This is a genomic window from Brevundimonas sp. (genome assembly GCF_046295075.1).
Classification (GTDB): domain Bacteria; phylum Pseudomonadota; class Alphaproteobacteria; order Caulobacterales; family Caulobacteraceae; genus Brevundimonas.
Window position 1 is genome coordinate 376338 of sequence record NZ_JBKBOC010000001.1, and the last position, 20617, is coordinate 396954.

At 66.1% G+C, this 20617-nt stretch carries 22 protein-coding genes; 6 read left to right on the forward strand and 16 right to left on the reverse strand.

Annotated elements, in window-relative coordinates; all coding sequences use genetic code 11:
- Nucleotides 1-34 precede the first annotated feature (34 nt).
- The gene (locus tag ACK4MH_RS01885) at nt 35-244 is read left to right on the forward strand and encodes a flagellar basal body rod C-terminal domain-containing protein (protein WP_409713903.1); all 210 of its coding nucleotides are present in this window, start codon (nt 35-37) and stop codon (nt 242-244) included.
- A 45-nt stretch (nt 245-289) separates the two neighbouring features.
- Nucleotides 290-1057, forward strand: a complete 768-nt coding sequence (locus tag ACK4MH_RS01890) for an energy transducer TonB (RefSeq protein WP_409713906.1) — start codon at nt 290-292, stop codon at nt 1055-1057.
- On the opposite strand, the gene ACK4MH_RS01895 is transcribed toward ACK4MH_RS01890, so the two are convergent.
- The gene (locus ACK4MH_RS01895) at nt 1032-1712 is read right to left on the reverse strand and encodes a winged helix-turn-helix transcriptional regulator (protein ID WP_409713909.1); all 681 of its coding nucleotides are present in this window, start codon (nt 1710-1712) and stop codon (nt 1032-1034) included. The genes ACK4MH_RS01890 and ACK4MH_RS01895 overlap by 26 nt on opposite strands.
- A gap of 60 nt (nt 1713-1772) precedes the next feature.
- On the opposite strand from ACK4MH_RS01895, the gene ACK4MH_RS01900 reads away from it, so the two are divergent.
- The 3 genes from ACK4MH_RS01900 (at nt 1773) to ACK4MH_RS01910 (ending at nt 3502) form a co-directional block, all read left to right on the forward strand.
- Complete coding sequence (locus ACK4MH_RS01900; RefSeq protein WP_409713912.1) at nt 1773-2207, forward strand: VOC family protein; 435 nt, start codon at nt 1773-1775, stop codon at nt 2205-2207.
- 26 nt (nt 2208-2233) lie between these two features.
- Entirely contained in the window at nt 2234-2587 is a 354-nt protein-coding gene (locus ACK4MH_RS01905; protein ID WP_409713915.1) for a DUF1428 domain-containing protein, read from the forward strand.
- A 78-nt stretch (nt 2588-2665) separates the two neighbouring features.
- Nucleotides 2666-3502 (forward strand): Ku protein, encoded by an 837-nt coding sequence (locus ACK4MH_RS01910; protein WP_409713918.1) that lies wholly within the window; start codon nt 2666-2668, stop codon nt 3500-3502.
- 167 nt (nt 3503-3669) lie between these two features.
- Here ACK4MH_RS01910 and ligD read toward each other — a convergent pair whose 3' ends face one another.
- The 9 genes from ligD to ACK4MH_RS01955 all read right to left on the reverse strand — a co-directional run bounded on the left by ligD (nt 3670) and on the right by ACK4MH_RS01955 (nt 13719).
- A complete protein-coding gene (ligD, locus tag ACK4MH_RS01915; RefSeq protein ID WP_409713921.1) occupies nt 3670-6234 on the reverse strand; it encodes a DNA ligase D in 2565 nt (854 codons plus the stop codon).
- A 328-nt stretch (nt 6235-6562) separates the two neighbouring features.
- Complete coding sequence (locus tag ACK4MH_RS01920) at nt 6563-7294, reverse strand: extensin family protein (RefSeq protein ID WP_409713924.1); 732 nt, start codon at nt 7292-7294, stop codon at nt 6563-6565.
- A 65-nt stretch (nt 7295-7359) separates the two neighbouring features.
- Nucleotides 7360-7539, reverse strand: coding sequence for a DUF2256 domain-containing protein (locus ACK4MH_RS01925; protein ID WP_409713927.1), 180 nt, complete (start codon nt 7537-7539; stop codon nt 7360-7362).
- Between the two features lie 51 nt (nt 7540-7590).
- The gene (gene rpoD / locus ACK4MH_RS01930; protein ID WP_135193654.1) at nt 7591-9540 is read right to left on the reverse strand and encodes an RNA polymerase sigma factor RpoD; all 1950 of its coding nucleotides are present in this window, start codon (nt 9538-9540) and stop codon (nt 7591-7593) included.
- Nucleotides 9541-9615: 75 nt separating this feature from the next.
- On the reverse strand, nt 9616-9873 hold the full coding sequence (locus ACK4MH_RS01935) for a hypothetical protein (protein WP_409713930.1): 258 nt from the start codon (nt 9871-9873) through the stop codon (nt 9616-9618).
- Between the two features lie 65 nt (nt 9874-9938).
- Entirely contained in the window at nt 9939-10334 is a 396-nt protein-coding gene (locus tag ACK4MH_RS01940) for a type II toxin-antitoxin system VapC family toxin (RefSeq protein WP_409713933.1), read from the reverse strand.
- An 8-nt stretch (nt 10335-10342) separates the two neighbouring features.
- Nucleotides 10343-10588, reverse strand: coding sequence for a hypothetical protein (locus ACK4MH_RS01945; protein WP_409713936.1), 246 nt, complete (start codon nt 10586-10588; stop codon nt 10343-10345).
- Between the two features lie 44 nt (nt 10589-10632).
- Entirely contained in the window at nt 10633-12510 is a 1878-nt protein-coding gene (dnaG, locus tag ACK4MH_RS01950; protein WP_409713939.1) for a DNA primase, read from the reverse strand.
- A gap of 372 nt (nt 12511-12882) precedes the next feature.
- Complete coding sequence (locus ACK4MH_RS01955; RefSeq protein WP_409713942.1) at nt 12883-13719, reverse strand: LD-carboxypeptidase; 837 nt, start codon at nt 13717-13719, stop codon at nt 12883-12885.
- A gap of 68 nt (nt 13720-13787) precedes the next feature.
- Between ACK4MH_RS01955 and murC the strand changes: the two genes are divergently transcribed.
- Nucleotides 13788-15185 (forward strand): UDP-N-acetylmuramate--L-alanine ligase, encoded by a 1398-nt coding sequence (murC, locus tag ACK4MH_RS01960; protein WP_409713945.1) that lies wholly within the window; start codon nt 13788-13790, stop codon nt 15183-15185.
- A 133-nt stretch (nt 15186-15318) separates the two neighbouring features.
- Here the strand turns inward: murC and ACK4MH_RS01965 are convergent, their stop codons facing one another.
- The 6 genes from ACK4MH_RS01965 to ACK4MH_RS01990 all read right to left on the reverse strand — a co-directional run bounded on the left by ACK4MH_RS01965 (nt 15319) and on the right by ACK4MH_RS01990 (nt 20578).
- A complete protein-coding gene (locus tag ACK4MH_RS01965) occupies nt 15319-16695 on the reverse strand; it encodes a sulfite reductase subunit alpha (RefSeq protein WP_409713948.1) in 1377 nt (458 codons plus the stop codon).
- Complete coding sequence (locus ACK4MH_RS01970; RefSeq protein ID WP_409713951.1) at nt 16692-17801, reverse strand: FAD:protein FMN transferase; 1110 nt, start codon at nt 17799-17801, stop codon at nt 16692-16694. Before ACK4MH_RS01970 ends, ACK4MH_RS01965 begins: the two co-directional genes overlap by 4 nt.
- A gap of 9 nt (nt 17802-17810) precedes the next feature.
- Nucleotides 17811-18611 (reverse strand): DUF4198 domain-containing protein, encoded by an 801-nt coding sequence (locus ACK4MH_RS01975; protein WP_409713953.1) that lies wholly within the window; start codon nt 18609-18611, stop codon nt 17811-17813.
- A gap of 11 nt (nt 18612-18622) precedes the next feature.
- Nucleotides 18623-19135 carry a DUF2271 domain-containing protein gene (locus tag ACK4MH_RS01980; protein WP_409713956.1) on the reverse strand — a complete coding sequence of 171 codons (513 nt, stop codon included), beginning with the start codon at nt 19133-19135 and terminating at the stop codon, nt 18623-18625.
- A gap of 11 nt (nt 19136-19146) precedes the next feature.
- On the reverse strand, nt 19147-19824 hold the full coding sequence (locus ACK4MH_RS01985; protein WP_409713959.1) for a PepSY-associated TM helix domain-containing protein: 678 nt from the start codon (nt 19822-19824) through the stop codon (nt 19147-19149).
- A 67-nt stretch (nt 19825-19891) separates the two neighbouring features.
- Entirely contained in the window at nt 19892-20578 is a 687-nt protein-coding gene (locus ACK4MH_RS01990; RefSeq protein WP_409713962.1) for a Fe2+-dependent dioxygenase, read from the reverse strand.
- Between the last annotated feature and the right edge of the window lie 39 nt (nt 20579-20617).

The window sequence follows — 20617 nt, forward strand, 5'->3', positions numbered from 1 at the left end:
TGGAGACCGAACGCACCTCGTCTGGACCTTAGCCATGCAAGCCCTGTCTATCGCCGCCGCCGGAATGACCAGCGCCCAGAACCGGTTCGACAACAGCGCGCGCCGCACCGCGACCGCGCCTCTGAATAACCTCGCCGAGGAAACCGTCGAACGCATCCAGGCCAAGACCGCCTTCAGCGCCAACGCCGCCGTCGCCCGCACCGCCGACGACATGACCGGAACCCTGCTGGACATGCTGGCCTGAAGTCTTATGGCTGGGACACGCTAGGGAAAGCTTTCGGGGGTCGTGATGCGTGTGGTGTTGACGGCGACGGCTGTCGCCTTGTTTTTATCCGCAACCTCGTCATCGACCAGCTTCGCTCAAGAGACCCCGGTATCGTGGCGGACGCCGCCCACCGCAACCGAGGACGATTTCCCACCTCTTGCGGTGCTGCTGGGAATCGACGGCATGGTCACTGTCGAATGTTCGGCGACGGAACAAGGCGTGCCCGAGGCCTGCGCGGCGCGGTCGGAATCCCCGACGGGTCTCGGATTCGGCGACCGAGCGATTGAGATCATACAGCGCGGACGGCTGAACCCGACTGTGCACGACAATGCGGATCGCGCCACATTTAGAGTTCGCGTCCCCTTCATGGCGCAGCGCCCATCCGAATCGCCTCGGCCGGTTTGGACAGGCCCCAACCCCAGCCCCGAGGCGATGGCGGTCGCCCAGGAACTGGCTAAGGGTGTGGTAGCGGCATCCCCTATGCCGTTCATGCCTGAAATCGACGCACCACCGGATCGGCGCGACTTGATCGAAGAATGGTTCCGCGAGGAAATGCCCTCGCCTGAGCAGATGCAAGACATCCTAGCCACCCTCTTCGCGCGCACCCTTTCTATTCAAGACATGGAAGCAATGACTCAAGGGCGACCACCTTCGACGATGATGCCGAATGAGGATCAAATGGGACAATCGATGGTGGACCTGTTCGATCCGCTCGCGGCGGCTGCCAAGGTTCGTACTCGCTATTGCGCTCGTTTCGACTGCGAGATCATCCCACCTTCTCCGGTAGATTGAAGAAACCCACGAACCGGTCGAACACGGCCCGGTCGCCGGTCAGGGTCATCATCCCGTCCGCCTCGAACGCAGCCGCCGGAACCTTGCCATAGACGCAGGCGGCGACCAGCGGCGGCTGGGTCGTCAGCACGACATCGGCGGCGTCGGTCGCGTCGCGGCGCGTCGTGATGACCCCGCCTTCGATGCGAACGACGAAGGGCTCGTCGCCGAAGATAAAGCCCACACTCATGGCCGCATCGCCGGCCAGGGCCGAGTCGAACATCGTCTCGAACGACTGCATGATCGACACCGCGCTGAGCGGCAGGGTCGGATCGTGCAGCGGCGAGCGCGCCGCCCAGCCGCCCAGCACCATGAAGACCGGCTTGATCTCGTAACCCCAGTCCGTCAGCTCATAGACCTGGACCGAGGCGGGCGGCGGCAGCTTCCTGCGCCGCAGAATGCCCGACGCTTCCAGCCCCTCCAGCCGCTGGGTCAGCACATTGGCCGAGATGCCGTGCAGATCCTTCCTCAGGTCTCCGAACCGGCGCGGCCCCATCATCAGTTCGCGGATGACCAGCAGCGCCCAGCGCTCGCCGATCAAATCCAGCCCATGCGCCGCCCCACAGGCGTCGTGATATTTGCGTCCGGCCTTTTCGGTTACTTTTTCTAACTTCATGGTTGACTATCATAATCATCGAGGGCAGGTTTCGCAAACGAACAAGGAAGAGGAAACGCCGTGTCCCAGCTGATTTTCATCAACCTGCCCGTCGCCGACCTGTCCAAATCCATCGCCTTCTACGAAGCCGTCGGCGCGACGAAGAACCCGAAGTTCAGCGACGACACGGCCGCCTGCATGGTGGTGTCCGACGTGATCCACGTCATGCTGCTGACCCACGACAAATGGCGCACCTTCACCGACCGCCAGATCCCCGACGCCCACGCCTCGGCCCAGGTCATGCTGTGCCTGTCGCAGGCCAGCCGCGAGGCGGTCGATACAGTCGTAGATCAGGTCGGCGGCGCCGGCGGCCGGACCGATCCCAACGCGACCCAGGACTACGGCTTCATGTACGGCCGCAGCTACGCGGACCCGGACGGCCATATCTGGGAGGTCATGTGGATGGACCCGGCGGCCGCCTCCGCTGGCCCCGAGACCTTCGCCGCCGCCCTCTGAACACGCTTACCCAAAGGAGACGACCTATGACCTATGTGACCGGCTTCCTGACGCCCGTGAAATCCGAGGACAAGGCGCGCTACGTCAAGTCCGCCGAGGCCTCCTGGCCCCTGTTCCAGAAATACGGCGCCCTGTCCCAGGTCGAGGCCTGGGGCGAGGACGTGCCCGACGGCAAGCTGACCAGCTTTCCCATGGCGGTGAAGCTGGAGGACGGCGAGGTGGTCGTCTTTTCCTGGGTGACCTGGCCCGACCGTGCTGCGGCCGACGCCTGTTTCGGCAAGATGCAGGACGATCCCGACTTTGCGAACATGGACATGCCCTTCGACGGCAAGCGCATGATGTGGGGCGGTTTCGACGTCGTCTTCGACGGCAAGGCCTGACGCAAGGCTCTGACGTAGGGCGGCCGTGTCCGAACGCAAATCGCCCTGACGCATTGTCATGGATCGAGGAGAAACGACATGGCCGCTCGCCCCACCTGGCAAGGACATCTGAAGCTGTCGCTGGTCACCTGTCCGGTGGCCCTCTACACGGCGACGACCAGCACGAACGACGTGCGGTTTCACCTGATCAATCCCGACACCAACAACCGCATCCGCATGGTGCCGACCGACCCCGACACCGGCCCGGTCGAGCGCAGCGATCTGGTGCGCGGCTATGAGGTGTCCAAGGACGAATACGTCCTGTTCGACGACGCCGATTTCGACAAGGTGAAGCTGGAAAGCACCAAGACCATATCCATCGACAAGTTCGTCGACGATACCGAGATCGACCGGCTGTACTGGGACGATCCCTTCTTCGTCGTCCCCGAAAAGGGCGCGGGCGTCGAGGCCTTCGCCGTCATCCGCGACGCCATGAAGAAACAGGGCAAGGTCGCCCTGGGCTGCCTGGTCCTGCGCGGCAAGGAACGTCAGCTGGCGCTGGAGGTCCGGGGCAAGGGCCTGATCGCCTACACCCTGCGCGCCCATGACGAGGTGCGCGACTCCGACGACTATTTCGACGATATCCCGACGGTGAAGGCCGACCCAGACATGGTCGAGATCGCCGCCCGCATCATCGGCCAGAAGGAGGCGGACTTCGATCCGTCCGACTTCAAGGACGGCTATGACGACGCCCTGCGCGCCATGATCAAGGCCAAGTCCAAGGGCGGTAAGGGCGTGGTCGATGTCGCCGAACCGGACGACACCAACGTCATCGACCTTATGGCGGCGCTGCGCAACAGTCTGAAGGGTTCGGCGTCCGGCGCGAAGAAACCGGCCGCCAAGAAGGCTGGGCCGAAGAAGAAGACCGCCGCCTAATGCATTTCACATCCGCTCATCCCGGCGAAAGCCGGGACCCAGTTCTTTGGGCGCAAGTTCCCTGAGATAGAGGCCGGTGGTCATCCGACGCACATGCGATGCGAAAGGACTGGGTCCCGGCTTTCGCCGGGATGAGCGGGTTATAAATTTCGACAAAGCCCCAAAATCTACACCCCCATCGCCTTCAACGCCGGCTTCAGGCTGACCGCCGAGGCGCGGAAGTCGGCCCACGGATCGGGCTTCTTCAGCAAGGCCTCATAGGTCCACATATTGAACACGGCCGGGTCCAGCCCCGCCCTCACCTGCCCCCACGACAGAGGGAACGCGATCCCCGCCCCCGGCCGCGCGCGCGGCGACCAGGGCGCGACCGCCGTCGCCATCCGACCGTTGCGCAGATAGTCGATGAAGATCTTTCCGCCCCGCGCCTTCTTGGCCAGGGTCGTGGTGAACCGCTCCGGCGCCTCGGCGCGGATGGCCTCGGCCACCGCCTTGGCGAAGGCCTTGTTCTGGTCCCAGGTGACGCGCGAGCGGGCGTCGGTCTTGATTGGCGCGACGACGTGCAGCCCCTTGCCCCCGGTCGTCTTCACGAAGGCCGCCAGACCCAGCCCCTCGATCTTCGCCTTCACCACCTTCGCCGCCGCGATCACGTCGGCGAAATCCAGTCCCTCGTCGGGGTCCAGGTCGAAGGTGATCTGGTCCGGGATTTCCGGCTCACCGGGCGCACAGCCCCAGGGATGCAGCTCCAGCCCGCCCGATTGGGCGATGGCGACCAGGCCGCCCACATCGACGGCGGCGACATAGGGCGTGCGCGCCTTGACGTCGATCAGTTTCAGGCGCGGGTTCGAGCCCGCCATGGCGTGGCGCTGGAAGAAGGTCTCGCCGCCGATCCCCTCGGGCGCCCGAATGATCGAGGTCGGCCGGTCCGCCACATGGGGCAGGATGCGCTCGGCCGCCGCCTCGTAATAGCGCGCCAGATCTGCCTTGGTGATCGCCGGCCGGTCGCCCACGGCGGGCCACAGCACCTTGTCGGGGCTGGAGATCGTCACTCCCGCCACCACGACCTTGCCGGGCTTTGCCGCCGACCGCACCGTCGTGGTCGCCTTCTTGTCGGCCTCGCCTATCTCGGTCGGCGGTTGCGGCGGTTGCGTCACCTCGGCGGCCGTCTTGTCCTCGCGCAGGCCCTTGAACGCCGCCTGCCGCAGCGAGCCGGATTCGGTGTATCCGCCATGCTCGACCTCGGCGACCAGCACCGGCTTGACCCAGTGGATGTCCTTGGCCGCCTTGGGCGCGCCCGCCCCGGAAAAGGGCGACCTGTCCGCCGCCACGCCCTTCAGCGCCGGAACCAGCGTTTTGGTCACCGCCTCGCCATAGCCGGTCCCAACCCGGCCCAGATAGCGCAGACCGCTCTTTTCCTTGACCCCGACCAGCAGGGACCGAAACCGCGTTCCGCCCTCCGACGACCAGCCGCCGATCACCACCTCGTCGCGCCCCCGGCATTTGGACTTCAGCCAGGTCGAGGACCGCCCCGCGTGATAGGGCGCGTCCAACTTTTTGGAGATCACCCCTTCCAGATCCATCCGACAGGCGCTCTCCAGCACCGCCTGCCCGGTCGAGGCGAAATGCTCGACGTAGCGCAGCCGCGTTGCGCCAGCCTTCCCGATCCGGTCCACATAGGCCTGCAGCCGCGCCTTGCGATGCGACAGCGGCAGCTTGCGCAAATCCTCCGCCCCCTCGAACAGCAGGTCGAAGGCGAAATAGACCAGCCCCCCTGTCTTCTCGTCCGAGATCGCGGCCTGCAGCGCCCCGAAATCCGGCATGTGATCGTCGTCCAGCGCGCACAGCTCCCCGTCGATCACCGCATCGGGCCAGGTCGCCGCGTCCGCCGCCAGGTCGGGGAACCGGTCGCTCCAGTCCAGACCCTTGCGCGTCCTCAGCACCGCGCGACCGCCCCCCACGCCGATCTGGATGCGGTACCCGTCGAACTTGATCTCGTGCGCCCACCCCGTCCCGCCCGGCGGATGATCGGTCACCTTGCACAGCTGGATCGGCACAAAGGCCGGCGGCTTGGCGGCCCTCGCCGCCGCCTTGGACGGCCTGGGTTTGGCCGGCCCCTTGCGCCCCGTCGGCTTGGACGCTGTCCACTCTTTCGTCCCGTCCGCGATCTCGGCCAGCGACCGCCCAGTCGTCACCGAAGCGTCGATCTCGGCCAGCGCATCCCCCTCGCCCGCCACCGCGAAGTCGTCCTTCTCCTTCAGCAGCAGCCAGTTGTTGCGCTTGGACGGCTTGCCCCGGTCGCTCTTCAGCCGGATCAGCGCCCATTTGCCCTTCAGCCTTTCGCCGTGAAGGATCATCTTGATCTGGCCCTTGGCCCAGGCCGCCTCCAGGTCCGGCTCCTGCGGCTCCCAGGTTCCGACGTCCCACATCTGCACCGTGCCGGCGCCATAGTTGCCGTCGGGGATGGTCCCCTCGAACGATCCGTAATCCAGCGGATGATCCTCGACCTCGACCGCCAGCCGCTTGACCGCCGTGTCGCGCGACGGCGCCTTGGTCACGGCCCAGGATTTCAGCACCCCGTCCGCCTCGATGCGGAAGTCGTAATGCAGCCGCGTCGCAGCATGGCGCTGAATCAGATAGCGAAAGCCGCCCTTGGCACGGCCGCCCTTGGCGCCCTTCGGCTCGGGCGTTTCGCCGAACCGGCGCTTGGCCTGATAGGTCTTCAGTTCACCGCGCATAGGGGCGTAATCCGCCTCCGGCGAAACCGTTGCGCTTGTCCGGTTTCGGCTAGGATATCCAGCGGCTGAGTTGGACCGGCCGCCTCATCAGCGCAGTTCAGAATAAGGTTCATCACAGCGATCACAACGAGGCCACGGAGAACACGACGGAGCCTTGCCGGCTCGGCAAAGGCTTATGGCCTGCGGCGGCGAAGCCTTAAATCGATCGACGGCCTGGACATGAGTTGCGAGCCGACGCGCGTTCGGTTCCGTCGTGTACGCTGTGACTTCGTCGTGCCCGTTGTGATGAACGCCTTCCAGGCGCACATCAACTCAAGCGCCGATTACTCTAGCGACAGAACCGCGTGTCGGTCGCCTCCAGGTGCAGATGGTCATAGTGAACGGCGTTGTAGTCGGGGCTCAGCGTCGTGCCGAAGATACGGCAGGCGTCGTCGCGGATGCGGCGCAGGAAGCGCGCCTCGGCCGTGTCGCCGTTCCAGCCGTTGGTCACCGTGATCCGCCGCCCGTCCCTCAGCCGCACCCCGGCGAAGTCCAGCGCCGCCGCCTGGGAATGGGCGCTGACACGGTTCGAGCCGACGCCGTTGTTCACGTTGCGACAGGCGTAGGCGCCCATGTGGTCGATCTGGACCACGTCCGACCCCAGAATCTCGCGCGCCGCCGGCTCCAGCGACTGACGCCGCCAGATGCTCAGGGCCAGCGCGGTCTGGCAGGTCATCTCCACATCGCCCGGCGCCATGCGCGCCACCGTGCCCAGATCGGCGCCCAGCACCCCGCCCTGGCTCAGGCCGCAGGTCGCGGTGTTCTGACGATCCGGAACGGGGCTGAACCGCACGCGCGCGGCGTTCAGCTCGGCCAAGCACCGGCCCAGGTCCCGCCCCTCGCGCACCACCGCGCCTTGCGTGCCCCCGTCGATGGCCCGGTCCACCAAGCCGCCGACCAGCGGCGCCTCGGTGCGCGACGGATAGGGTGACGGCCGCAACGGCTCGGGCGGCCGCCGCACGCAGCCGCTCAGGATGAGCACGACGCTGAGGGCGATCAGGAAGGGTGAGGCGCGGGACACGGCAAACATCGCCAGGACGCTTATCTGATTCCCTGATCGCGCGCGGTCACGAGGCGGAGAGCCATCTACCGCCGATCTTCAGCCGCGCCCTTGGCCCGGCACCGGTCCGAGCAGAACCGCACCTGCGCCCAGTCCCGCGCCCACTTCTTGCGCCACGCGAACGGCAGCCCGCAGGCGGCGCAGACCTTTTGCGGCAGGTCGGCCTTGGAGGGCGCCGTGCCGAGGTTGACGTGCTTTCGGCCCATGACGTTCCGCAATGAAAAAGGGCGGCCCCGTCGGAGCCGCCCCTGATCGTCTTAGCTGTCCAGGAAGGACCGCAGTTTGCGCGACCGGCTCGGGTGCTTCAGCTTGCGAAGCGCCTTGGCCTCGATCTGACGGATCCGTTCGCGGGTCACCGAGAACTGCTGGCCGACTTCTTCCAGCGTATGGTCGGTGTTCATGCCGATGCCGAAACGCATGCGCAGCACCCGCTCCTCGCGCGGCGTCAGCGAGGCCAGTACGCGGGTCGTGGTCTCGCGCAGGTTGGACTGGATGGCCGCATCGATGGGCAAGATGGCGTTCTTGTCCTCGATGAAGTCGCCCAGGTGGCTGTCTTCCTCGTCGCCGATGGGCGTTTCGAGACTGATCGGCTCCTTGGCGATCTTCAGGACCTTGCGGACCTTCTCCAGCGGCATGGCCAGTTTTTCGGCCAGTTCTTCCGGGGTCGGTTCGCGGCCGATCTCGTGCAGCATCTGGCGGCTGGTGCGGACGATCTTGTTGATCGTCTCGATCATGTGGACCGGGATGCGGATGGTCCGCGCCTGGTCGGCGATCGAGCGGGTGATCGCCTGACGGATCCACCAGGTGGCGTAGGTCGAGAACTTGTAGCCGCGACGGTATTCGAACTTGTCGACCGCCTTCATCAAACCGATGTTGCCCTCCTGGATCAGGTCCAGGAACTGCAGGCCGCGGTTGGTGTATTTCTTGGCGATGGAGATGACGAGGCGCAGGTTGGCCTCGACCATTTCCTTCTTGGCCTGGCGGGCTTCGCGTTCGCCCTTCTGGACGGTCTGGACGATGCGGCGATAGTCGTCGATCGGCAGGCCGGCTTCTAGGGCCACGGCGGCGACGTCGGCGCGGATGGTGGCGATCTGTGTGGCTTCATTGTCGCTGAACTTGGTCCAGCGCACGCCCTGGTCCTTGATCCGTTCGGTCCAGGTCGGGTCCAGCTCGGCGCCGAAATAGGCCTTGAGGAACTCAGGCCGCGAGATGCCGTAGCTGTCGGCCAGGCGCAACAGACGGCCTTCCAGACCGATCAGGCGCTTGTTGATCGCATAAAGCTGCTCGACCAAGGCCTCGATGCGGTTGTTGTTCAGCTTCATCGTCTTCAGACGGTCCGAGATGGACAGCGTCAGGGCGCGATAGGCCTTCTCGTCCTTGGCGCTCAGCACCTCGCCCTTCAGGCGGGTCTGGACGAGCTTGTCCTGCAACGCCCGGAACGCGCCGAAGTCGGCGGCGATCAGGTTCAGGACCTCCATCACCCCATCGCGCAACTCGGCTTCCAGCGCCGAGATCGACATACCGCCGCCGTCGTCGAAATCGTCGTCGTCATCATCGTCGTCGGTTTCAGGCTTGGCCTCGGCCGCCGGTTTTTCCTCGGTCTCTTCCGCCTCTTCGGCCTCGGGCTGGACCGCGCCGGGCAGGGACGAGGGGTTCAACACGCCATAGGTGGCGTCCAGGTCGATGACCTCGCGCAGCAGGATGCGGTTGTTCTCCAGCTCGTCGCGCCAGACCATGATGGCCTCGAAGGTCAGGGCGCTTTCGCACAGACCCGAGATCATGGCGTCGCGGCCGGCCTCGATCCGCTTGGCGATGGCGATTTCGCCCTCGCGGCTCAGCAGTTCGACCGAGCCCATCTCGCGCAGATACATCCGCACCGGGTCATCGGTGCGGTCATAGGCGGCCTTGGCGGGCGCCTCGGCGACGGCGGTTCCGGCGGCGGCGGCGACGTCGGTGGACTGCTGCTCCTGCGCGTCCTCCTCGGCCTCGACGACGTTGACGCCCATCTCGGACAACATGGCCAGGGTGTCTTCAATGGCGTCAGGCGTGACTTCTTCGGACGGCAGAACCTTGTTCAGCTCCTCCATCGTCACATAGCCTCTAGCCTTGGCCTGTTTGATGAACTTCTTGACGCCGGCGTCGGTCAGATCGAGCAGGGGCCCATCGGTCGAAGCCTCGGTTTCCTGCGTCTCGGTCTGTGCGTTCATAGTCAGTCTGTCTCCAGCCGGAGGGGGTGATCAATCCGCCCCGACGAAAAATACAATGCCTGGCGGGCCGTAAGGTTACGTACCCGCGCTGTCTTCCCAAATCGTCCCGGCTTTGATCGCACGGCGAAGCGCATCCCGCTCGGCCTTAAGCCGGCGAAACGCCTCATCCTGCCCAGGCACATCACGTGCATGGGCCAAGGCGTCCTCCAACGCGGCTACGCGTGTTGAAGCGTCGAACGCCTGCGACCATCGGATCCTTGCCTCGGCGAGGGGCGCATTTGCGGCCAGGAAAGGCGCGCCGGACTTTGCCGCCGCCTTCTCGACCTCGCGCACTAAGGCATCATGACCCGATTGCGCCAGATGGCGTCGCAGGGCGGCAGAGTCAAGCCGCGCAAGGATCAATCGCGTCGCAACCAGTTCTCGACCCGCAGACCGGGCACCCGCGAGAACTCGCGCTCATTGTCGGTGACGAGAATGCAGTCGAGCGCCAAGGCATGCGCGGCGATCAGCAGATCGTTGCCGCCGATAGGCTGGCCACGCTTGTGTAAATCGGCGCGGATGTCGCCGTAAACCTGATCGGCGGGCGCATCCCATGCCTTGACGGCCAAGCCGGACAGCACCCTGTCCAACTGAGCGGCCAGGCGCGCCGAGCCAGACTTGGCGACGCCAAACCGCAACTCGGCGACGACGATCCGGCTGACGGCTATGTCGCCCGTGCCGACAACGGCCATGCGCTGTCCCACCGGACCGATTGGATCGTACATCAGGTCCGACACCGCATTTGTGTCCAGCATATAGCCGCTCAAAGATCGACCGGCTCAGGCAGAGGGTCATCGATCGGATCGAGTCGCTCTTCGATCGGGTCCATCGTCGCCAGCACGGCGAGCAGTCGTTCGACCGATCCCAAGGCAGGCCCGGCTTGTTCGATGATCAGCCGCCCGCCTTCCTGACGAACCACCGCATCCGCCGGAACGGAGACGCCGCTGGGCAGATGGACAACCTGATGGTCGCCGTCGCGCGTGATCCTGACAGGTTGAGAACCGTCCATAGCGGCTAGCTTACATCAATACGGCACCGACGCCCAACCACTTGTCAGTGCACAGGGGCTTGGTCTGTCCAGATTTCACCGCTGGTGATGAACCGATCCAACGCATCGCGCTGTCCTTTCAGGCCGGCGAACGCCTGGCTATCGAAGCTTTGCTCAGTTTTCATCTCATTCATCGCTCGGCTCAACGCCATAGACTGCAAGAGGACATCCACCGCACGGCTCAATCCAGCCGAAGCGACTTCCAGTGATGCTGCGCTATCCAAAAAGGGAGCATGAGCGATGGCCGCCGTACGGTCGATCCTTCTGAGCGTTTCTTCGTGTCCCATGGCCAGCAGTCGCGATCGAAGCAGGCCGTTGCTCATCGCCTGCGCCTCATATGTCAGGCGAACTAGGTCGCTGATCAGACGATCCAGGCCGACATCACCGAAGCTTTGGGTCGCTAAGGTCTCGCCACGTTCATTGACCGTGTCGGGATGAGCGATCAGACCTTCCACAATGGCGGCCAAGACCGGACGCGGGGCCCGCGCCAATGTGATTGCTGCTGCGCGCGCCTCTGGCGTGACATCCATGATCGGCGCCATCGATCGAGCCTTGCGGTCCCAGCGGAGGTCTCGGTTCGCTTCCTTAATTCTTTGGGGCGAGGGACGCACATGGTCGTAGAAAGCGGCGACCAGATAGTCCTTATAGGTCCGCGACAAGTCTGGGTCGGCAATCGTTGCGGCTGCTTTTCGCAACCTCACCAGCAGGCCAGCCTTCTTTTCCGGGGTATCTAGACCGCCGACCTCGGCCATCTCCCGGTCGAGCAGCATTCGGGAAAACGGCGTGGTTACAGTCATTGCTTCACGCAATGCCGGCGCCCCTTTTTCCCGTAGCATGTCATCCGGATCTTGCCCGCCGGTCAGGGTCACGAAGCGGAAGCTGCGCTCTGGCTTTAGAAGCGGCAAAGCACGCTCGACCGAACGGAAAGCCGCCCTCTGCCCAGCTGGGTCGCCATCAAAACAAAGGATGGGTTCTGCGCTGACCCGCCACAACAGCGCCATCTGCTCCTCGGTCAGAGCCGTGCCCATCGGAGCCACGGCCGGCAGGCCCGCGCGCTGGCAGGCGATGACGTCCATGTATCCTTCGACCACGATGATGGCCTGGTCGTTCTTGCTCTCCGCCCCCAGGATGCGCCGCGCCTCGGGCAGGCCGTAGAGCGTCGCGCCCTTGTGGAAGAGCGGGCTCTCGGGGCCGTTCAGATATTTGGCCCGGTCGTCGGGGTTCATCGCCCGACCACCGAAGCTGACGATCCGTCCCCGCCCGTCCAGGATCGGGAACATCAGCCGATCGCGGAACCGATCATACGGTTGGCCGCCGCTTTCCGGCGAAATCAGCAGCCCAGCCTCGACCAGCTCGGATGGCTTGGCGCCTCGATGAATAAGGGCTTGCTTCAGTCCCTCGCGGTCGTTGGGAGCATAGCCAAGCCCAAACCGCTCCCACTGATCCTCGGGCAGTCCGCGCTTTTCCAGATACTCACGCACCGCCTTGCCGGGCGTGCGGCGCAGATTGGCGGCGAACCATTTCTGGGCCAGGTCCATCCAGTCCGACAGGCCCGCCCGCTTCTGCTCGCGCTCGGCTTCCTTGGGATCTTCTGCGGGAAGCTGCATCCCAGCCTCAGCAGCCAGTCGCTGGACAGCTTCAACGAAGCTCAGGCGCTCCGTTTCCTGAAGGAAAGAGATGATGTCGCCATGCTTGCCGGAGGAGAAGTCATGGAAGAACCCCTTGTCGTCGTTGACGAAAAACGACGGCGACTTCTCTTTCGAAAAGGGCGATAGCCCGGCGTATTCCCGTCCCTGACGCTTAAGCTTCACCGTCCGCCCGATGACGTCGGACGGGCGAAGGCGAGCCTTCAGTTCATCGATGAAACGGTCGTCAAAGCGCACACGAGCACAAGCCTTCGCTTAGCGCGAAAGTGAATGTCGAAAACCAGCCTTATCGCCAGTGTCCCCGATCCTGATTCGCGCTGTGGGTAATATCGAGGATAAGATCTGCCAACGCCAATATCGGTCGCAACAGTTTAACCGATGTCGCAAAACACGATCAGGCGGCTCGTCCGGGCATCCCCCGATATCCGAACGAACCGCCGCATCGCAGAAGGCGTAAACCTTGGCGTCCCCCAACGCCTTGGCTAACGAAGTCCTAACGCCTCGCGGACCGGCATCTGAAGTCAGGACCGGCGTTCTGTCGAGGGGGGTACCGGTTTCCGTCGGCGGATCGTGGCGAGACTGTGTCTTTTGCGCCGCGCGCCGTTCGCCTCAGGGGCGACCGAAAGGCACGACCTTATTGGCGCCGTCATGCCCGATATCGGCGCTTCCGAGGAAGGGTATGCCCGACCTCAGGCACCAGTATCGAACGATCTCCTCCGGGGTCTGTCCGAAATCGGGATCGTTTGGCGTGACATCCGAAACACGCCCCAGGCGAATCCCGGCCACACGGCGGATGCTCGCCTGACTCGTCAAATGAAACATCATCCGGTCGATCCGGTAGGCGGCCTCCGAAACCTCCTCCAGCATCAGGACGTGACCGGACAGATCCGGCTCCAGCGGCGTGCCGGTCAGCTCGTTCAGGATGGTGAGATTGAAGGCCACGGCCGGTCGCGGATCGGTCGCCAGCGAAGGCTCGATCCAGTCGGTCCGCCCGGTGGTCAGCCAGGACAGGGCGCCGCGCGCCGTCGCGTCGTCGCGCACTGAATCGGACGCCATCGGGCCGTGGGCCAGATGTTCGAAACCGGCCTTGTACATCCCGGCCAGCAGGCTGCCCGCGTCGGAATAGCCCATATAGCGCTTCTTGCGGGCTGTGGCGTCCAGGCGCGGGATCACCGCATCGGCGATGCGGCACGAGCCATAGCCGCCGCGTGCGAACCAGATGGCGTCGATGCGCGGGTCGTTGGCGAACTCGACGAAGGCGTCGGCCCGCGCCCGGTCGTCGCCGGCGAAATGGCCGTGTTTCAGGAAGCAGGCGGGGTGAAACACCACCGCCACATCGCGGTCCGGATGGTTCTGCGCCATCCAGGCCTCGACCGCCTCGGCGCGTTCCTTCGAGAACCGCGAACTGGCGCAGACGACGCCGATCTTGAAGCTATTGGTCGCCACGCGCGCCTTCTTCGTCGTTTTTGCGATCCCCACTGGCGGATCGGCCCGATCCCCTGTTCTAAGGGGGCATGAACCAAGACGCCTCCTATTTCTTCTGCGGCATCGGCGGGTCGGGCATGCTGCCCCTGGCCATGATCGTTCAGGCGCGCGGCGCCGCGATCGAAGGCTCCGACCGTGCGCTGGATCAGGGCCGCACTCCCGAAAAGTTCGACTGGCTGCGCGCCCACGGCGTCACCCTGCATCCCCAGGACGGGTCGGGCGTGACGCGCGCCGATCAGACCGTGATCGCCACCGGCGCCATCGAAGACACCGTGCCCGACATCGGGGCGGCGAAACGCGCTGGCGCGATCATAAAGACCCGCCCCCAGTTGCTCAGCGAAATCTTCAACGCCGCCCCGACCTCGGTCGGCGTGGCGGGCACCAGCGGCAAGTCCACCATTACCGGCATGATCGCCTGGATCCTGCATCAGACGGGTCGCAACCCCACCGTCATGAACGGGGCGGTGATGAAGAACTTCGCCGACGCGGATCATCCGTTCGCTAGCGCCCTGATCGGCGGACCGGACCTGTTCGTGTCGGAGGTGGACGAGAGCGACGGCTCCATCGCCGGCTATGACCCGACGGTCGCCGTGGTCTCCAACATCTCGCTGGACCACAAGTCGATGGAGGAGCTGCGCGACCTGTTCGGCGGCTTCACCGCCCGCGCGACGACGGCCGTACTGAACCTCGACAACCCCGAGACGGCGGCTTTGGCCCAGACGCTGCCCGCCGGCAAGGCCATCACCTTCGGCCTGGGCGAGGAAAAGGCCGACCTGTCCGCCCACGATCTGACGCCCCTGCCCGCCGGCATGAAGTTCCGCCTGATCGAGGGCTGGAGCGAGCACGACGTCATCCTGAACGTTCCCGGCGCCCACAACGTCGCCAATGCGCTGGCGGCGCTGGGCGCGACTCGGGCGTTGGGCGTGCCGACGAGCGAGGCGGTCAAGGCGCTGGAGAGCTTCGCCGGCATCCGACGCCGCATGGAGGTGGTCGGGACCGTTAACGACATCACCGTCATCGACGACTTCGCGCACAACCCGGACAAGATCGCCGCCACGCTGAAGACCCTGCACGCCTTCGACGGGCGTCTGCTGATCCTGTTCCAGCCGCACGGGTTCGGCCCGCTGAAGCTGATGAAGTCGGAGTTCATCGACGGCTTCGCCGGCCTGATGCGCGAGGACGACGTCCTGCTGATGCCCGAGCCTGTCTATTACGGCGGCACCACCGACCGCAGCGTCGGGTCGGAGGACATCGCCTCCGGCGTCCGCGCCGCCGGGCGTCGGGCCGAGGCGCTTGCGACGCGCGCGGCGTGCGGCGACCGGATCATCGAGATCGCTCAGCCGGGAGACCGCATCATCGTCATGGGGGCGCGCGACGACACGCTGTCCAGCTTCGCGGCTGAACTTCTGGAACGACTACGGAAATAGCCGCTCATCCCGGCGAAAGCCGGGACCCAGTCCTTTCGCGAAGCAGGGTGTCTGGGATCGACAGGCCGCCAGACAGGTCACGTCTAGGCGCCCAAAGCACTGGGTCCCGGCTTTCGCCGGGATGAGCGGAAAGTTAGTAGACGTCGCGCCGATAGCGCCCGTCTTCCAGCATGGTCAGCACCACGTCCGCGCCCAGCGCGTTTTCCAGCGCGGCATGCACACCTTGCGACATCCCCTCCAGGCTGCCGCAGATATAGATCGCCGCCCCGCGCGCGACCCAATCGCGCAGGTCGTCAGATGCCGCAGCGACCAGATCCTGCACATAGCGCCCGTCGCCCGGATCTCGCGAGAAGCATCGGTCCAGCCGTCGCAGCACGTCCGACGCCAGCCAGGCCTGCAGCTCCGCATCGAAGAAGGCGTCGTGCGCCTGCGTCCGTTCGCCGAACAGCAGCCAGGCGCCGCCCGCCGCCGTCCGCGCCTTCAGATGGGCGCGTAGGCCCGCGATCCCCGTGCCGTTGCCGATCAGGATCATCGGCGTCTCGTCCGCCGGGCCGTGGAAGCTGCGGTTGGTGCGAAGTCGCATACCGATCTCGCCGCCGATCGCCAGGTCTTGCGTCAGCCAGCCCGAGGCTAGGCCCGGCGCGCCGTCGGGATGGCGCATCAGGCGGATCAGGAACTCGACCCGGCCGTCCGACGGCAGGGAGGCGATGGAATATTCGCGCGAGCCCGGCGTCGCGCCGTCCCGTTCGGGCAGGCCGACCTCGGCGATGTCGCCTGCCGACCAGTCGGGCGCCGCGCCCACAGATTCGAACGCCAGATGATACGCCTCGCCGCCGGGACTGCCGGGATTGACCAGGGTCCGTTCGACCAGCCGCCAGGGGTCGTAGGCCGGCGGGGTCCAGTCGGGGGCGGTGACGCTGCCGGTGATCTGGTTCAACTGGTGCTGCCAGTGGCGGATGGCGCCGGCCTCGCCATTGTCGACCTCGACCGTGTCGAACAGGGGTTCGGCGCCCGACCGCCTCAGCCAACCGTCCACCGCATGGCCGAAGCCGCAGAACTGGTCGTAGCTGCGGTCGCCCAGCGCAAGCAGGCCGAAGCGCAGCCCTGACAATTCCGCCGTCTCGCCCATGGCCTTGCGCACGAACCGGGCCGCGCTGTCGGGGGGATCGCCCTCACCCGTCGTGGAGGCGATCAGCAGCGCCCGGTCCGTCGCCTTCAGGGTCTGGACGTCCAGATCAGCGAAGGACAGCACCCGTGCGCCCACGCCGCTGTCGCTCAAGGCGCGCGCCGTCATCCAGGCCAGTTCCTCGGCGAAGCCCGTCTGGCTGGCGAAGGCGATCAGCACCGCCTGCCCCTCCCCCGCCCCGGCCCCAGCGCCCGCAAAGGCGTCGGAGCGCGCACGCGCCGCCGCCCTGGCCCGGCGTTCGCGCCAGACGATGACGGCGATCAGGGCCAGCCAAAGCACGAACGCCCCGACCGCCCACAGCCAGCGCTGCGGATCGGCTGTCACCCCGGCCGATCTCCGTCGGGATCGTCCATCATGGCGGCGAAGGCCGGCGTCATCCGCTCGACCGGCCCGCGCTCGGTGCGTTCGACGAAGTGGGCCATCAGACCCAGCGCCTCGGCATACTCCGGCCCCTCGAACGGCCCCATGACCGTCAACGCCGTGGCGTAGGCGTCCGCCATCATGGCCGAGGCGTGCAGCACCGTGACCGAGCTCAGATTATTGCTGACCGGACGGCCGGTCGAGCCGTCGATGGTGTGGGGATACAGCCGGCCGTCATGCCGGAACGCCCGGCGATAATCGCCGCTGGTCGCCACGGCTAAATCGAACAGGGCCGCAACGGTGTGGGGCGCAGGCGAACCCTCGACCCGTTCGATCTCGACCCACCAGGGTTGGGCGTCCGGCTTGACGCCGCGTCCCTTCAACTCGCCGCCGATCTCGATCAGGTGCGAGGTCGCGCCCATCGCCGTCAGCCGGTCGGACACCCGGTCCACCGCATGGCCCTTGGCGATGCCGGAGAAGTCCAGCTTCATCCCGCCCATCTGCATCACGCCCCGCGCCTCGGGATTCAGCCGCAGCTTCTGCCAGCCGGACACGGCCATCGCCGCGGTTATCTCTTCGTCGGACGGCACCGGCAGCAGGGCCGAGCGCGGTCCCGGCGGGCCGAAACCCCACAGATCGACCAAGGCGCCCAGGGTCGGATCGACCGCACCATTGGTCTCGTCGCCCAGGGTCATCGCCGCATCCAGCAGATCCCAGAACGGCGGCGACACCGCCCAGAACCCGGACGGCGCAGTATTGAACCGGCTGATCTCGCTGGACGGCTCCCACGGGCTGAACAGGGCGACGACGGCCGCCAGTTCCTGTTCGATCGCGTCCTGAATCGCCGCCTCGCCCACGCCCGGCGGTGCGATGACCCGCGCGCTCCAGGTCGTGCCCATGGTCTCGCCGCCCAGCGAACGGATCAGGTCGCTGGGCGGACGGGGCGGCGCGCCCTCGATGACGGGCACCAGAACCCGGTTGTCGGCGCGGTCGGCCAACGGGCTGGCGTCGCCGAGATTGACCGTGGGCGGAGCGGCGCGCGAACCGCGCGAGGGAGGTGTGTCTGACATACCCTTCGCTTAGGGCAGGACTTCCACGACCGCCACATAGGAGGCGCTCGAAGCGATAGTGTCGCCCTCAGCCGGGGTGCGGACTGACGCGTTCAGCCAATACATGCCCGCTTCCGGCCAAGTCACGGTGAAGGCGCCATCGGCCCCGGTGGTCACCGTCGATTCCTCGGGATTGTCGCGATAGCGGATGCCTCCACGCGCGACCGTCACTTCCAGGCCGGCCGCCGGCAAGCCGTCTTTCGACAGTTTGAAGGTCGCCGGTTCGCCTACGACCAGATCATTGGGGTGCGTGACCGGAATCATCTCCAGACCGTCCCGTACATTGGTGAAGACCGTGTCAGTCGGGTTGTTGAGGGTGACGAAAGTCTCGATGCGGCTGGCGGTGCGGGTCGCCTGCACGTCGGTCGCGCCCTGCGGCAGGGCCGCCGGATATTCGGCCGCCGCGCCGCGCCAGCGCTTCTGCTCGCCGTTCAGCTTGTAGCTGGCCATGATGCCGGAAGAGACATTGGCGATCTTGTAGGTGCCGTTCTGCGTCAGGTGGGCGTCGAAGGTCGAGCGATAGCGGCCCTGCATTGCGTTCTCGGGCTGAACCGCCGAACCGTCCGGCGCAGTGATGGCCAGGCCGTTCAGGCGCATGGCGGCGTGATCGGGGTTGAACACCTGGTTCGACATGCCGGCGTCGAAACCGACCCAGGCGTCCGTGCCCGACAGGGTCGTGGCGGTCGGCGCCAGCCAGGCGCGGTGGGCCTGGGCGGCCATCGGGGCGGCCAGAGCAGCCGCGAGAGTCAGCAGGGCGATCGTCTTCTTCATGGTCATGATCCTTAGCGAGAGACGGCGACGCGCACGGCGCCCAGTTCGGTGGAGCCGGTTCCGGCGCCGGTGTTGGCCGCGCCCCAGCGGAAGGGCACGCGCACGACCTCGCGGCCGCCCAATTCACGGGCCGCCTCGACGACGATGTTATACTGACCGGGTTGCAGACCGCGCAGGCGGGCGGCTGGCACGGTGATGGTCTGGCGCCCCGGCGCGCGCGTGGCGCCCGACACGCCGTCGGCCGGCAGGCTCATGGCCCGGCCGCCCTTGCGCCACCAGGTGCGCAGGTCCTTCAGCCAGTCCTTGCCGTCGCCTTCGTTGTTGCGGGTCTGTTGGTACCAGATGGCCAGGGTCCGCTCGGCCGACTGGTCCGGCTTCTCGATCCATACGGCGACGTAGGGGCGGTGATAGGAGGCGGTGTTCAGGCGCGGAATCTCGACCGACACCGTCAGGTCGGCGGCCATGGCGGGCGCAGCGGCGGCGGCGAGACCGACTGTGGTGATGACGATGGGGAGCAGGCGCATCGGAATACTCGTCAGTGAATAAAGATCAGGGCGATGACGACTGGGATCAGCAGGCCCAACGCCGCCAGCGGCCAGGTCGAGGGCCGACCCTTGGCGTGCAGGAACATCAAGCCCAGCCCCGTCAGGGCGAAGATGGTGCAGGCGACGGCGAACACATCGATGAACCAGAACCAGACCGAGCCGGCGTTGCGGCCCTTGTGCAGGTCGTTGAGGTAGGCGATCCAGCCGCGGGTGGTCTTCTCGTGCAGCGCATCGCCGTTTGAACGGTCGATGGTCACCCACCCGTCGCCGCCGGGCATGGCCAGGGCGACATAGACTTCTTCCGGCGTCGTCTCGGTCGGCTTGCCGGCGATCTCGACCTTCAGCGCCTCGGACGCCCAGCGCGCGACGGCGTCGGGGACGGGATCGGTCGTCTCCTGCGGGAAGGCCGCCAGCCGCGCCAGCAGGGGCGCCGGCAGGGTCGCGGTCTGTTCGACCGTCACCGGATTTCCGGGAATGGACGCGGCGTGGTTCAGGGTGATGCCGGTGACGGCGAACAGGATCATGCCCACCAGGCTGACCGCCGCCGAAATCCAGTGCCAGCTATGAAGCTGCTTCAGCCAGAACGACCGCGCGCCGTTCAGCGTCGCCTTGGGTTTGGGGCCCTTGGCTGCGGTTTCGGCCTGACGCTGTGTGGCGAGTTCGGTCACGCCGTCGCTGTGCCATTGTTGCGAACGGGTTGCAATAGCATTCAGCAGCGGCGCGACACCTTGCGCCTCAGACCTCGGCCCAGCGCCGCAGCAGATTGTGATAGACGCCGGTCAGTTCGATCACCGCCTGATCCTTGGGCCGCTTCTCCAGCCCGACCCGCTGGGTGGCGATGTCCAGGCGGAACAGCGTCTCGCGGTCGGCGTCGTCGCGCACCAGGCTTTGCATCCACATGAAGGACGAGACCCGCGCCCCGCGCGTCACCGGCGTGACGCTGTGCAGGCTCTTGGACGGATAGAGCACCAGGTCGCCTGCCGGCAGCTTGATCGACTGCGACCCGTACATCTCCTCGATGATCAGGTCGCCGCCGTCGTAATCCTCGGGCTCTGACAGGAACAGGGTCGCCGACAGGTCGCTGCGGATGCGCATGGCCCCGCCCCCTCGCGCCTGGCGGATGGCGTTATCAACATGCAGGCCGAACTCGCCCCCGCCTTCGTAGCGGTTGAACAGGGGCGGAAAGATCGTGTGCGGCAGGGCCGCCGCCACGAACATCGGATTGGCGTTCAACGCCTGGACGACCAGGGCCGAAACCTCTTTCGCCACCTCCGAATCCTCGGGCAGTTGCAGGTTCTTCTTCGCCGTCGCCGACTGATGGCCCGAGGTGGCGTTGCCGTCCGCCCAGGGACCGGCGTCCAGCCGCGCACGCAGGGCCTTGACCTCGGCCTTGGAGAAGACTTCGGGAATCTGAAGCAGCACGACGGCTCTCGCTCAATAGAAGACGCCCCCGCCGGAAGG

Coding starts and splice junctions, on each gene's coding strand:
- ACK4MH_RS01970 (WP_409713951.1), bottom strand. CDS start 17,801: ATGTCAGACACACCTCCCTCGCGCGGTTCGCGCGCCGCTCCGCCCACG.
- rpoD (WP_135193654.1), bottom strand. CDS start 9,540: ATGAACGCACAGACCGAGACGCAGGAAACCGAGGCTTCGACCGATGGG.
- ACK4MH_RS01885 (WP_409713903.1), top strand. CDS start 35: ATGCAAGCCCTGTCTATCGCCGCCGCCGGAATGACCAGCGCCCAGAAC.
- ACK4MH_RS01910 (WP_409713918.1), top strand. CDS start 2,666: ATGGCCGCTCGCCCCACCTGGCAAGGACATCTGAAGCTGTCGCTGGTC.
- ACK4MH_RS01905 (WP_409713915.1), top strand. CDS start 2,234: ATGACCTATGTGACCGGCTTCCTGACGCCCGTGAAATCCGAGGACAAG.
- ACK4MH_RS01925 (WP_409713927.1), bottom strand. CDS start 7,539: ATGGGCCGAAAGCACGTCAACCTCGGCACGGCGCCCTCCAAGGCCGAC.
- murC (WP_409713945.1), top strand. CDS start 13,788: ATGAACCAAGACGCCTCCTATTTCTTCTGCGGCATCGGCGGGTCGGGC.
- ACK4MH_RS01945 (WP_409713936.1), bottom strand. CDS start 10,588: ATGGACGGTTCTCAACCTGTCAGGATCACGCGCGACGGCGACCATCAG.
- ACK4MH_RS01890 (WP_409713906.1), top strand. CDS start 290: ATGCGTGTGGTGTTGACGGCGACGGCTGTCGCCTTGTTTTTATCCGCA.
- ACK4MH_RS01940 (WP_409713933.1), bottom strand. CDS start 10,334: ATGCTGGACACAAATGCGGTGTCGGACCTGATGTACGATCCAATCGGT.
- ACK4MH_RS01895 (WP_409713909.1), bottom strand. CDS start 1,712: ATGAAGTTAGAAAAAGTAACCGAAAAGGCCGGACGCAAATATCACGAC.
- ligD (WP_409713921.1), bottom strand. CDS start 6,234: ATGCGCGGTGAACTGAAGACCTATCAGGCCAAGCGCCGGTTCGGCGAA.
- ACK4MH_RS01980 (WP_409713956.1), bottom strand. CDS start 19,135: ATGCGCCTGCTCCCCATCGTCATCACCACAGTCGGTCTCGCCGCCGCC.
- ACK4MH_RS01975 (WP_409713953.1), bottom strand. CDS start 18,611: ATGAAGAAGACGATCGCCCTGCTGACTCTCGCGGCTGCTCTGGCCGCC.